This is a genomic window from Paenibacillus abyssi (genome assembly GCF_014640295.1).
In the GTDB taxonomy this organism is placed as follows: Bacteria; Bacillota; Bacilli; order Paenibacillales; family Paenibacillaceae; genus Paenibacillus_D; species Paenibacillus_D abyssi.
Window position 1 is genome coordinate 50,127 of the sequence record NZ_BMGR01000009.1, and the last position, 13,065, is coordinate 63,191.

At 49.4% G+C, this 13,065-nt stretch carries 12 protein-coding genes, 3 tRNA genes and 1 pseudogene; 2 read left to right on the forward strand and 14 right to left on the reverse strand.

The genetic code is table 11. The features are described 5' to 3' along the window. Nucleotides 1-14: 14 nt before the first annotated feature. Both IEW11_RS14230 and IEW11_RS14235 read right to left on the reverse strand, forming a co-directional pair. Nucleotides 15-275, reverse strand: a complete 261-nt coding sequence (locus IEW11_RS14230) for a hypothetical protein (RefSeq protein WP_188531729.1) — start codon at nt 273-275, stop codon at nt 15-17. Nucleotides 276-288: 13 nt separating this feature from the next. Beyond that, entirely contained in the window at nt 289-504 is a 216-nt protein-coding gene (locus tag IEW11_RS14235) for a spore germination protein (protein ID WP_188531730.1), read from the reverse strand. Between the two features lie 148 nt (nt 505-652). Between IEW11_RS14235 and IEW11_RS14240 the strand changes: the two genes are divergently transcribed. Continuing rightward, nucleotides 653-757 carry a dihydroorotate dehydrogenase gene (locus tag IEW11_RS14240; protein ID WP_188531731.1) on the forward strand — a complete coding sequence of 35 codons (105 nt, stop codon included), beginning with the start codon at nt 653-655 and terminating at the stop codon, nt 755-757. A 673-nt stretch (nt 758-1,430) separates the two neighbouring features. Here the strand turns inward: IEW11_RS14240 and IEW11_RS14245 are convergent. The 4 genes from IEW11_RS14245 to IEW11_RS14260 all read right to left on the reverse strand — a co-directional run bounded on the left by IEW11_RS14245 (nt 1,431) and on the right by IEW11_RS14260 (nt 1,976). Further along, a tRNA-Leu gene (locus tag IEW11_RS14245) sits at nt 1,431-1,519 on the reverse strand. Nucleotides 1,520-1,538: 19 nt separating this feature from the next. Further along, nucleotides 1,539-1,615: transfer RNA gene (locus IEW11_RS14250), tRNA-Ile, on the reverse strand. A 28-nt stretch (nt 1,616-1,643) separates the two neighbouring features. Further along, nucleotides 1,644-1,720: transfer RNA gene (locus IEW11_RS14255), tRNA-Met, on the reverse strand. A gap of 91 nt (nt 1,721-1,811) precedes the next feature. Continuing rightward, nucleotides 1,812-1,976 carry a hypothetical protein gene (locus tag IEW11_RS14260; RefSeq protein WP_188531732.1) on the reverse strand — a complete coding sequence of 55 codons (165 nt, stop codon included), beginning with the start codon at nt 1,974-1,976 and terminating at the stop codon, nt 1,812-1,814. Nucleotides 1,977-2,076: 100 nt separating this feature from the next. Between IEW11_RS14260 and IEW11_RS14265 the strand changes: the two genes are divergently transcribed. Continuing rightward, complete coding sequence (locus IEW11_RS14265) at nt 2,077-2,589, forward strand: 2'-5' RNA ligase family protein (protein ID WP_188531733.1); 513 nt, start codon at nt 2,077-2,079, stop codon at nt 2,587-2,589. Nucleotides 2,590-2,637: 48 nt separating this feature from the next. Here the strand turns inward: IEW11_RS14265 and IEW11_RS14270 are convergent, their stop codons facing one another. From IEW11_RS14270 to IEW11_RS14310, 8 genes and pseudogenes are all read right to left on the reverse strand, one after another. Continuing rightward, nucleotides 2,638-4,137, reverse strand: coding sequence for an ABC transporter substrate-binding protein (locus tag IEW11_RS14270; RefSeq protein WP_188531734.1), 1,500 nt, complete (start codon nt 4,135-4,137; stop codon nt 2,638-2,640). 3 nt (nt 4,138-4,140) lie between these two features. Further along, complete coding sequence (locus IEW11_RS14275; RefSeq protein WP_188531735.1) at nt 4,141-5,025, reverse strand: ABC transporter ATP-binding protein; 885 nt, start codon at nt 5,023-5,025, stop codon at nt 4,141-4,143. Nucleotides 5,026-5,030: 5 nt separating this feature from the next. After that, a complete protein-coding gene (locus IEW11_RS14280) occupies nt 5,031-7,904 on the reverse strand; it encodes an ABC transporter permease (protein ID WP_188531736.1) in 2,874 nt (957 codons plus the stop codon). Between the two features lie 3 nt (nt 7,905-7,907). Further along, nucleotides 7,908-9,044 (reverse strand): efflux RND transporter periplasmic adaptor subunit, encoded by a 1,137-nt coding sequence (locus IEW11_RS14285; protein ID WP_188531737.1) that lies wholly within the window; start codon nt 9,042-9,044, stop codon nt 7,908-7,910. Beyond that, nucleotides 9,010-9,855: an ABC transporter ATP-binding protein gene (locus IEW11_RS14290; protein WP_188531738.1), complete on the reverse strand. Its 846-nt coding sequence runs from the start codon at nt 9,853-9,855 to the stop codon at nt 9,010-9,012. The genes IEW11_RS14285 and IEW11_RS14290 overlap by 35 nt, the downstream gene beginning before the upstream one ends. Nucleotides 9,856-10,067: 212 nt before the next feature. Then, a pseudogene (locus IEW11_RS14300) lies at nt 10,068-11,183 on the reverse strand (ABC transporter permease). A 3-nt stretch (nt 11,184-11,186) separates the two neighbouring features. Then, the gene (locus IEW11_RS14305; RefSeq protein ID WP_229725291.1) at nt 11,187-12,131 is read right to left on the reverse strand and encodes an ABC transporter ATP-binding protein; all 945 of its coding nucleotides are present in this window, start codon (nt 12,129-12,131) and stop codon (nt 11,187-11,189) included. 131 nt (nt 12,132-12,262) lie between these two features. Then, a complete protein-coding gene (locus tag IEW11_RS14310; protein ID WP_188531740.1) occupies nt 12,263-13,063 on the reverse strand; it encodes an ABC transporter permease in 801 nt (266 codons plus the stop codon). Between the last annotated feature and the right edge of the window lie 2 nt (nt 13,064-13,065).

The window sequence follows — 13,065 nt, forward strand, 5'->3', positions numbered from 1 at the left end:
GGTTCGCAGAAGCGCTAAGGTACAGCCGGAAAAGACGGCGTAATGATATCTGGTGACTGTGTCGAAGGCAAAATGACCGGAGGCTCAACGGGAACTGTTGGCGCGACTGGCGAGATAATTGAAGGGGAAATCTGCTGAGGCGGCAGCTTCTTATCCGAGTCCGGATAATATGCATTGGATGACGCTTCATTTTTGCAAAGAATGGTTTTTCCAATATTCATGGATCCGATATTGCTAATGGAGTTTATTTTTATGATGGCGATGGAGATATTCATCCACAACACCTCCTTATACTTGCTGATTCGGCTGATCATTAAAGTCAGGGTCATTCACGTTGTTCAGTTCCCTGTTCATTGAAAAACTTCCATCGCCTATTACCGAGTATCCTCCAACGCTCTTTTGATTCGCAGAATGTCCTTTATGCAGCGTATTGCCGAAATTAATGGAGCCATTACTGGAAATACTGGAGATTTTGATGTTAAAAATATTGTTTATTGTAGGCATTTCCCCACCCTCCATCTCATTTATCATATGGGTTGGGCTGCAAAATCGTTACAAATACCCATTTAATTCGCAGCAGGGCTATAATCCAGGCTGAATGAGGGCGAATAAAATACACTGGTCTTATATTATTGAAAGGAGGACACAATTAATGAGTGCAATTGGTGGATACGGAAGATTTTTCGGAACATCCGCAGGGGTGATTTTAGTATTGTTCATCCTGCTCGTTATTGTTTCCCGGGGATTCATTTACTAAGACGTATAAATGACTTGATAAATGCGCGTTGATGTCTGCGTTGCCTTCCATGTTAAATAGAGGCAGATCCTAATACAGGGATCCGCCTCTATTTTAATAATACAAATCGCATCAGATCAAAAAAGATCCTCTTATATTCGATCCGTATAGCTAATAGCTGGAAGATCGAGTAGAAAAGGATCTTTTTTGGACATTCCTCTGTACCAGTTGCACGTTGGGATGGCGACTAACATGTCTGCTGGTTGCGTTCAGCCTCAATCTGCCGAACTAGTGCCGATTTATATTCCATCAGTCGGCTGAAGCGATACCTTGACGATCGAGGCCTGATTTTAGATGGCTGCATTGCGGTGTACTGAACTAATTTCTCCGTATAAAACGCCATGCGGTTAACTGTCGTCTTCATCACAAACCCCTCCTTACTTAATCTATTCGCAGCTTCTTCCATTTTTAAGTCCAAATCGAAAAAAAATATGTGATTTTTACTATTAGAGTGACCGTATTCAGGCGTTAGTTTGAACCATACCATGAAAAAAAGCACCCTTCCACGTTCATCCGTTAAAAACCGGAGGATCGTAGATATGAGGTGCTTTTGCGTACGGAATTGATCGTTCAGTTCGCATAATTATGTAATGATCTTACTGTTTTATCCAAGCCTTTCTGGATAAAACATAAATGGTGCCGAGGACCGGAATCGAACCGGTACGGTAGTCACCTACCGCAGGATTTTAAGTCCTGTGCGTCTGCCAGTTCCGCCACCCCGGCATATAAGTAGGTCACACAATGGTGGGCCCTGAGGGACTCGAACCCCCGACCAATCGGTTATGAGCCGACCGCTCTAACCAACTGAGCTAAGGGCCCTAAAAGGGGTTACCATTATAATTAAGGTTGGTTGCGGGGGCAGGATTTGAACCTGCGGCCTTCGGGTTATGAGCCCGACGAGCTACCGGGCTGCTCCACCCCGCGTTGTTACCCGTATGTGACCATTTCGTAATGGCGACAAGTAATAATATACTACAGACAGAAAGCGTTAGTCAACCCCTTTTTACATGTTTTTTTATGGAACAAACCGCACGCCATATCGGCCTTTCCGCGAACGGAATACTTCGATCTCACGAGGGCTCTGATATCCGTATATCCACCAATCATTCTCCATTCGTTTGACCAGGCATCCGGCTTGAAATTTTGATTCGTACAGCCTCACCCAATAAACCCATGCCACGTTTGATCCCTCCAGCTTGTATTTGCATTTAGGATACCCTAATTTCGGGAAAAACAAGCAAATCGGGTATAATAAGATGAACGAAAGGAGGATAAAACTTATGAATTTTGGTATCGTCGCCTTTCCATCCAAACCGGTCCAGGATTTCGCCAATAGCTTGAGAAAACGTTATGACCCGCATTACAGCTCCATTCAACCCCACATGACAATAAGAGAGGGAGAGCTGTGGGATGAGACGCAACTGGAGCATGCGATCCAGCATATGGAGGAAATAACGAAGCGCTGGGCTCCTTTTCATGTTCGTTATAATCGTGTCTCGACTTTTTATCCCGTTAACCATGTCATTTATATGGCCTTGGAAGACCCTCTGCCGATGATCCGCTTCCAAGAGGCAATAAACAGCGGCCCACTGTCTTACAACCGAACTAACTATGTTTACGTGCCTCATCTGACCTTAGGACAGCAGCTCTCGGCCGACGAGCTCCATGACGTCTATGCCAGCCTGCGCCACAAGGCGCTTGATTTCACCAATATCGTCGACAGAATCCACTTGCTTTACCAGACCGAGAACATGGCGTGGACAGCGTACCAGTCCTTTCTTCTGCGCGGTTGAATATGTGAAGGGCTGCCTTTCAATAAGGCAGCCACTTCGTTGTTGTTATTATTCGTACACCTTATTGCCTACTTGGCCTTCAACCGACTCCAGCGGACCGTTCGGATTGGACTTGATCTCCTGCAGCATGGCATCCCCTTTGGTTTCCCATTCGGCGAGCGCTTCTGCGACCGTTTTCTTATTATCTACCACTTCCTGGAACAACATTTGTCCGATGTTATTCACTTGGTAGATGTTTGGCCGCTCACGGTAAATTTTCTCCATATCCATACTCATCGGCGGAACTGGCTGCATCGAATAGAAAGCGGCTAGGTTATAATCCATTCCTTCTCTTGGCTTGATAAATTCTTTACGGGCAACCATCTCGTACGTACTTCGGGATCTCAGCTTCGCCCATTCCTTGCTATTCATAAACTTCACAAACTCCCAAGCATCCTCCTGATTTTGGGCATTAGTGTTAATCCCCATTAATGAGCTTAAATAAATATTTCCGCCTACTCCAGGCTTCTCAGGATGCTCCGGCACAGTAACCACATCCCAATCCACCATCTGAAACCCTTCGATATTGTCCTTCTGCAGATCGGCTCGCCTAAGCTCGTTCAAATAATAATAATCTCCGACCATCATGGCTACTCTGCCGTTCAAGAACAAATCGCCTTCAAACGGATTAAACGGCCTCTCTCCCCCATCGACAGGCATAGTGCTGTACATATCTTGGTTCGTCGGAATGATTTTATCTTTGTATAAGCCCGCTACTTGCTCCCAAACCTTTTTCCACTGATCGGAATTAACCAGCATTTTTTCGCCCTTGTCATCAAAGATTTTCAATTGCAGCGGCGCGGCGTAGTTCTGAATTTCATAGAAGCCGTCTCCACTCCAGCGGTTCAGCATCAGCCCGTACGTCCGTTCATTGCCTTCACCCTTGCTTAATTGGCGTGCCACGTTCATGACGTCTTCCCATTGCATGTTATCCGTTGGCGGCTGCAAGCCTGCATCCTGGAAAATTTTCTTGTTATAATACAACGCTGAAGAGGTAAACGTCGGTGTCAACGCATAAATCTTGTTGTCTCCTGCGGATTTGATGCCGTCAATGACCGTTGGAACATAGTCGCTAATATCGAACTCATCCTGCTGGATTAGCGGGTCCAATTCCTTCAGCAGGTTATCCTGGACTAACCGGCGCAGCATATTGTACTCCACCACGACGACATCCACCGGATTTGTGCCAGTCAACATCTTTTGCATTTCTTCATAAGGATCCGGCTGTTTTTGCTCCTCGCCCGGCTGTATATAACGCATGCTGTCATAATTGATCGCCGATACGATCTCAATGGTCAGGTTCGGATTGTTGTATTCATAGATATCCGTATATTGCTGGCGGAAATACGGTTCGTTATCCTCTCCGCCGTACAGCACGCCGATCCGCAGCACGCGGTTCTCAGCGCTTGAATCGCCATTTCCCCCGCTGCACGCGGCCAGCAGCGACATGAACAATGCCATTGTCAAACTTATGAACATGAACTTACGCAAAGATGATTTCCCTCTCATTCATTACCCCTCCAATGATTTTGGCGCTGTGATAATAATTCGTTCCCCGTCAAATTCCATGGACGCTTTATCTTTGATGTTCAGTGCTCCCAGGTAATCTTTGGGGATTTGCAGCCGGCCTACCCGGTCGACGACAACATACTCCTCATGCACGCTCTGCAGCCCTCCGATCCCCCGGCTTACCTCTTCGGCAGCTTGATCGAGATTCGGGTTGCGTTTGATAAATTCCGTGCTGGTCAGGCCGTCGCGAATCGCCACGACCCGATCGACTTTACCCGCCAAGGAGAGATCATGCGTAACGATAACAATCGTAATGCCAATCTCTTGATTCAGCCTCCTGAATATGTCCATGATCATATCTGAAGTACGGCTGTCGACCGAACCAGTAGGTTCGTCAGCCAGCAGCAGCTCCGGGCGGTTGGAGAGCGAGATGGCCATCGCCACCCGCTGCTGCTCACCGCCGGAGAGCTGATGCAGCTTGTTGTGCATCCGTTCTTTTAAGCCAACCCACTCCAGCAGCTGGCGGGCATAAGCGCGGTCCAGCTTGCCGGATAACATCATCGGCATTTCCACATTTTCGAGCGCTGTCAGATAAGGCAGCAGGTTGCGCGCATTATTTTGCCAGATAAAACCTACTGTATCGCGCTTGTATTGTACAAGCTGCTCATCGGTAATTTTAAGCAGATCCCATTTCCCTACCGTCACTTGGCCGGCGGAAGGCCGATCCAGGCCTCCAAGCGTATTCAATAGTGTTGATTTTCCGCTGCCGCTGTTGCCGATGATCGCCATCATCTCGCCTTTATTTACGGTCAAATTGAGTCCCTGAAGCGCAACGACTTCGAGATCATCGGTTTTGTAGATTTTGACCAAGCCTTCGCAATGAATCATCGCCGTTACCTCTCCTCTCCCATTTTCACCGCTTGATGAACACGCAATCTGCGGATGTGCAGGAACAGCAGCAGCGCACCGATCAGCATCATAAAACCGACAACAATGTACAGCTGCATCGTATCCTGCGAATCGAAGATCACCCGGAATGGCGGCACCGAATTGGCCACATTCTCCGTCGTTTGCAGAAACGGCAGGAATAGAATACTCGTTAATCTGCCGATCAATATGCCCAGCCCGATCGACAAGCCTGCCGTAAATACCTGTTCCAGAAACAGCATTCCTGTCAACTGTTTACGGGACAATCCCATCGCGCGGAGCACCCCGAACTGAACGACACGGCCCGATAAATTAAAGAACCAGTAAAGAACATACCCTGCAAGGGACACGATAACCGAAACGAGAAAGCCAAGGCTTAAAATTCCGAATACCCCTCCTCTAGTCGGATGCCTGGCTTGGGTTGCCAGTTCAATCCGAACATCCTGTACCGAAGCGAGCTCGATGCCATTCGCCGTCAGTTCATTCATAATCGGCGCGGTTCTCGCTCCGTCCTTCATCTTCAGCCAAACGCTGTAGGGTATAATAGGAACTTGATCGTAGATATAATCCAGATTGGCGATGATAAAGGGTGCCTGATCCGGATATTGGCTCGGCCAGTAAGGCAGTATGCCAACAACGACGAACTCTATCATCCCTTCCGAGAGACCCGCAGAAATCAAATCCCCCTCCTTCAGCTGATATCGCTCAGCGACGCTGGAAGGAATAATCGCCGCTTGCTCGTAGTAACCGAGCAAATTTAAGTATTCAAATGGATGAGCAGGAAATAAATCATTGCGGAACCAAGCGACCTTTGAGAAATCCACATTATCTATGCCCATAACAACACCCTGCCCGATCGAGCGGCCGGAAACGACCACATTCGCTCTTGCCTGCATAACGCGGGCTGCCGCTTCGACGCCTTCCAAGGTACGGAAAATCTCAAACGGAGGCTCTGTATAATTGATTCTCGTTGGTGCAGACGGGGCGCCGCCGGGATTGCCTCCCGGATTGCCACCTCCGGAATTCCCACCGCCGCCTCCGCCGCTGCCGCCTTGGGCAGGTGGCGGGACTTCCGCTTGTCCTTCCCATACCGTATCTACGATGACATCGGTACCGTATTTGTATAAGATCCTCTCCGTTGAGTTAAGATCGATGGTGCGTGCCGCCGAAGCGTTGTATACACCGAGCCCTAACGTAAGAATAAGCAGAATCATAAGCGGATAATACGATTTGGATGAACGCGACAGCTGTGTCAGCGTCAAATAGATCGGTACCGGAAGAATCGATTTGCCGAACCGGTTAAACAATCGAAGCAGCCATGGGAATATGCGCAAGAAGAACAATCCAAGCGCAAAGATCGATAAGGCAGGCACAAAAAACAGAAATGGCTGTACATTCAACTGATCTGTCGTCATGCCCGTCTGAATCGTCAGCATTTGCCGTTCATTAAACATATACCACCCATAGCCTGCAGCCGCTAAAAGCAGAACATCGAGATACCAGCGCTGCCAGAGCGGACCACGGTCCGAGCGCGCCAGCTGCTGCTTGTAATTAACGATGGACGCTCTCGCGTAAATCACGGCCGGGATGACCGTAGCCAATACAGCCAGCAGTACGGCTGCCGCTCCTGCAATGATCGCTTCGTTCGAGAAGCCTACAGGAATTGACTTGCGGTCGACAAAGGACAAAAATCCGTTTGCCGATCCGATGCTTTTGGCCATGAACCATCCGAGCAGCGGTCCAAGCGCTAAGGCAACCACGCCTAAGAGCAGCCCTTCAAGCAAGTAGATCCAAATAATTTGCCTTGTACCTGCGCCCCGGCTCCGCAGCACCGCAATATCGCTTCGCTGTTTATCCAGCGATTGTCTGGCATTCATCGCGATAAAGTAGAATACCATTGCAATCATTGGCGCTGCGAGGGTAAAGAGCAGAGTTTGAAGCTGCAGTCCTTGCCGCTTAAACTCCGAGAGCAGCGAAGCGAAGGAGATTTCCACTTTCGTATCCTTCAGCCTTTGATACAACTCGATATTCAGACGCTCAAGCGTTCGCCCAAGCGCCGCCAGATCGCTTGTTTTAACCTCCCGCAAATCAAAAGCGTAATACCAATTCGCATTCTGGACGGGAATCTTCTGCTGCCCGAGCAGTCCGTCCACAAATGCCGGTTCACTAAGCTGCAGGGCATTCATCAGCCCCTCCAAGCCTTGATACCAGTAAGGATCGGTATTGTCCTTGGGCTTATAAGCACCGACGATTTGCACCTTTAAGGTGAGATCCAATCCGCCATAGATCGGGTATTCGAATACATCGCCAATGCGAATATCATTGCGGTACATCCCTTCTTCCATGATGACGGCTTCCAGCATATCCCCCGAGCCTTCGGTTTCAGCGAACCATCGGCCTTGCGTCAGTTCAGCTTTCTCTTGAAGGTCCGACATGGTGATGATCGACATTTGCCTGACCCGGCTCGCGTCCACCTTGGTCGGATCCTCCGGCATCACTTCCGCGCTGCGGATCGATAAACTTTTAACAAAGGTATGAGCCGGAAAACCAATCATGTGCGGAACGTCATCCCGGATGTAGCTGCTGACATGATCCAATGCCGTCAGATCTGTCGGCGCACCGCCTGTTGCTTGATACCTCATCAAAAGCGAACCGGCGGGCAGCCCGCTGCTCCTCTCCTGCAGCGATGTCGCTACAACCCGCTTCAAAGCTCCGTCCGCATACATAGGGATGCTCGTTGCGAATGCCACCGCGAGGATCAAGCCCGCCAGCGTGCTGATCGTAAGCCAGCGTGTGTTCCACATCTTCCGGAACAAAAAACGAAATAGCGGCATTCCCATACGTTATCGACCTACGACTTTCTGTCCCGGCGTTAGTCCTTCAAGGATCTCCACTTGCGTAGACGTTTGCTGTCCGATTCCGACATCGACTTCTTTTTTTCCGTTTTCGTCCACCACTTGTACGTAAGTACGCGAGCCGATCGTGCGTAAGGCCGCGAGCGGAATCACAACCGCGTTCTCCTTCTTTTTCGTAATGATATTGATGGATAGCGGCGTTCCGCGGTTCAAGCCTTCCGGCATTTCATCCAGCTCTACGATCAAGTAATTTTCCGGCGAATCCCCCGGATTGCCGCCTTCTCCCGGATTTTGGCCGCCGCCGTTATCGGCATCATCCGTAGCCAAAGGTAAATGTTTGACCTTCCCGTTAAATCTTCCGGCATTGCTGATCTCCGCAACAACCGGCATCCCTACTGCAACCTGAGCGATTCTGTCCTTGGAGATCGTTGCCGCAACGAGAAGCTGGTTCGTATCCGCCAAGATAACGACCGGATCATAGGCTTTGATCTGATCTCCCTTTTTCACCGTTAAAGAAACAATCGTTCCCGAGAACGGAGCAACCAGTCTCGCTTTAGCAATCTCAGCTTCCAGATCCGCGATCTTCTGGCGGCCTTCTTCGAAAGATATCATCGCCTGCTCCAATTCAACCGGGTCCATCTCATCCCGTTTGCGAAGCGTTTCTTTCATTTGGATTTCGGAGGTGCGGTACTGAAGCTTCTGCATCCGAAGATCCTTCTGCATATCGTCCACATCCAGCTCTCCGATTAATTGTCCGGCGGACACCTGCTGGCCCAGCTCCACCTCGAACGATTTAAGCCGCTTCCCTTCAAGGGTAAAAAATAACGTTTCCTCCTTTTGGGAAATCAGCTTGCCATTCCCCGGAACCCTCGTTTCCAGCGTCGCAGTGGTCACTTCATACTCCGGCTTCTGGGAAATTTGAGGAGGCGTGATCGCCGGAAGCTGTTCCTCCTCCTCTTCTGCCGGCAGCAGTGCACAGCCGCTTGTTGTAATAAGTGATACGCAGAGCATGAACGCCATTGCGCCCTTTAACCATTTTCTTCGCTGTACCGGCGGACTTGCCTGGCCATGCCGGTCTTTTAACTGTGATTTAGACGAATTTTCCGTCCACCATTTCGTAGACATGGTCTGCAACCTCCAAAATCGTAGGATCATGCGTTGTCATGCAAATTGTCACGTTTTCAGATTGAATAATGTTTTGAAATACGGCCATAATTTGTGCCGACATTTGGGTGTCCAGCTCCGCAGTCGGCTCATCCGCCAGCAGCAAACGGGGACGATGCGCGATCGCTTTGGCGATGGCCACCCTTTGCTGTTCGCCGCCTGAAAGCTCAAACGGGCGGTGATGCATTCTTTTTCCTAGACCCACCAGCTCTAACACCTCAGTAACTCTGGCTTTCCAAAGGGAACGCGGAACTCCCGCCATGCGAAGGGCCAGCTCGACATTTTCCCAAGCGGACAGCAAAGGCATCAAGGCAAAGGCCTGAAAAATAAACCCCATATCCTTGCGCCTCACCATCGTCCGTTTGCCATCGCCCAGCTTATGGAAAGACAGGCCGTTAAACCAGATCTCGCCCCGGGTGGGCTGATCCAGCCCTCCGATCATGTTGAGCAGCGTTGTTTTTCCTGATCCTGAACGCCCACGAAGCATGACCAATTGCTGATGTTCGAGCTGCATATGTATGCCTTTGAGTACATGCAGCGGCTGGCCGCCCACCTGAAAGGTCCGCTCGACGCCGGATACAACTAATAAAGGACCATGACTTGTCGCTTCATTCTCCGGCAGCGCGGCGATCCCGCTCTGAGCTGAGGATTGGCTGCTCCGAGCGGTGGATTCTGCCTGTTCTTCAGACCGGTCAGTTTCATCCTTTTCTTGTGACGCCTGCTTTTCTTGAACAGCAGCTGTTTTTCCTAGGTTCTTTTTCCACCATGCCATCTCACTTCCGGGCCCTCCTTTACCATCAGCTCACTATACCGTTTAGACGGCGTACAGATGAGAAAAGTTACAATGTTGCACCCGTAAAATGATAAATATTTCATAAAGTCTTTCATTTTTCTAATTATTCTTCCTGAACTAGCAGAACCGCTGCCACCGACTTAATGGCGGGAGATCTGTTCGTGGTGAATTCGAAACACAAAAACGCGCCATTAGCGCGTCTCTGCCTTCCAATTATAGAATTTCGAGCCGATGAGGAAGGTAACAATCCCCCAGACGGCAAGTATGCCAATGTTCATCCAGAATTCACCGCTCATTCCAATGTCATATACCATGCTGTCCCGAATGCCATTTGCAAAATAGGTGAGCGGCATTACAACGGAGAGCGGCTTGATATAGCTGGGCAGCATGCTTAGGTCAAAGAAAATTCCGCTTAGGAACATCATCAAGAAGCTAATCAGGTTGGAGATGCCAAAATAGCTGTCGATGGATTTGCTCTACGCTGCAATCATAAAGCCGAAGCCTGCGAAGGAAAGCGTTCCGACGATGAAAATGAAAAGAAGCGACAAAAGATTAATATCCAGATTCGCTTTAAATGCCACCACACCGATCAGGCCAAGCAGTACGATCTGAATTGCACTGAGAATAAATCGAACAGCCATGTTGCTAATCCCGAACAGCCTCATGCTCACCGGCGTCATCATCAACCGCTTCAGCAGTCCGTTGCGGCGCATTTCCACCATGCCAACCATACCGAACAGTCCCGCTTGCGATATCGCCAACGCGATCATCCCTGTTAATATAAAATCAGTATATTCCAGCTTTTCACTGCCCGAGGATATATAATCCGCCGTTACATGGAGCTGATCCTCAGCATTTTGACCCATCAGATTGGCCTGAAGAACCATGTTGTTCAATATACCGTTTATCGCTTGTGCGGAAGTCGAATTTTGACTCTCCTTGTTCATCAGCAGTCCGACTTCCGTATCTGTCACCGAAGCCGGCAGTACAATGACCGCATCGATCTCTTTATCCTTTAACCATGATTCCGCCTGGTCTTGGCTGACCGGCTGATCGTCCATGATCGTAAATACATCAACCTGTTCAAAGCTCTGCTTCAACCCTTGTGACAACGGGTTGCCCTGCGGCTCTACCAACGCGATTTTAGCGGAAAAGCTGTCACTTGAGCCTCCACCGAAAATAATCATGAAGATGACCATAAGCAGCACGGGATAGAAGATCGACCAGAACCAGACCTGCTTCTCCCGAAAGGTCATTTTGAAATGGGTGCTGAACAACTTGGCAAATTGCTTTCCATGCTTGTTCATCGTTTAATCCCTCCACTCTTTGCCTGTGAATGCAATGAACACATCCTCCAAGCTCATTTCACGGATCGATACCTGTTCCACCTGTACCTCTTGCTCCGTCGTGTAACCGAAGAGACGGTATAAGGTTTGCTCTGGTCTGGTCGAGCAGACAATCAAATGCTCACCGTCACGACTTACGCTTGTTACCGCTTCAGTTGTCCGTGCAATCCCTTCGGCTTCCGCCGCTTGAGCTGCTCCGCCGGTGAAGGTCAGGTGAATTTCCCGCTCCTTCGTCAATCTGCCGATCAAGGCCTTTGGCGTATCAATCGCGATGATTTTTCCTTGATCCACGATGCATACTCGATCGCTGAGCTTTTCCGCTTCCTCCATGTAATGGGTAGTCAGGATTGTTGTTTTTCCGAGTTCTTTGAGTTTCAATACAATATCCCAAATGTTGCGCCGCGCCTGCGGATCAAGCCCGGTTGTCGGTTCATCCAAAAAAATGATTTCCGGATCATTAACCATCGCAAGCCCGATCGCCAGGCGCTGCTTTTGGCCTCCGGACAGTGTCTTCACACGTTTATCGCGGTGATCGGTTAAATTAATAAGTCTCATGATTTCTTCAACCGGACGCTGCCGTTCATAAAAAGAAGCAAACACATCAAGGTTCTCCTCCACCGTCAGCAGGTCGAACAAAGCGCTCGATTGCGGCTGAACCCCGATGCGCATTTTAATGCTTCTCGCTCTGCTGCTCCAGCTATCCCCGAGAATTGTAATGGTTCCGTCATCAGGCTTTTGCATCCCTTCGATCATTTCCAACGTCGTTGTTTTACCGGCCCCGTTGGGACCGATGATTGTAAATACTTCGCCCTGCGCGACGTCAAAACTGATCCCGTCCACTGCCACAACGCTGCCGAACGACTTGCGCAGTCGGTCCACTTGGAGTACCATTGCTTGCCCTGAATTCATCGTCCTTCTCCCCCTCACATCAATAATCATCATATAAATCCACTATAATGCATGATTCAACTCCAAATAACAGTCCCAGGAATGGAAAAAACCTCCGTCTGCAGACGGAGGCAAAACATGTATACCCATTATTAACTGCGTATTCCCAACTGATTTCCCGATGTATATCGGCGAAGTCCATGATAAAAGAATGCGATGCCTATTCCGGCCACAAGGGCTGTTATACCAAGTGCACCGATGAGGAAGGAGTCTTGTATCCCGCCCAGCAGCCCAATCGGGATGTAACTGATAAAGCCCGCCGGTACAAGCGTAAACAAGATGATCCTGACCCCGCCGCGAAAAATATCGGTTGGATAAGTCGTCAAGGCAAGAAAACCATTAAACACCTGAAAAGCGAGCCCCTCTGCATTTCCGATATAAAATGCCAACGAGTTGGCCACCAAGGTAAAGAACATAATCAGCAGTCCGCTGATCAACAAACCGAGCATGAACAATGCGAGTCCACGCAGGGAATGGTCGCCCACAAGGCCATAGATCACCCAGCCAAACATAAAATCGCCAATGGCCATGAGCGACATTCGGCTGGCAAGCACACTCAGCAGCACCGGCTTGGGCTGCGTTAAATACACATCAAGCTGCCCGGCAGCCGTGATCGCAGCGACACGTGTAAAATTGCCGAACAGCATATTCGCCCAACCGAACCCGCCGGCTGCAACAGCCCACATTAACATGACATCACGCAGCTCCCAGCCATTCACAACCGGAAATTTCGTAAAGAAGATGCCCCAGAACACCAGCCAAATGCAATTGTTAATAAACATCATTCCCGCTGTCAGAAAAAAACTTAATCTGAACTCCATCGCTCCGGCCGCATTGAGCTTCCAGCAGGTCAGCAGGTACCGCAAGGTCCCTGATGCTGTAGATTTACGCATAA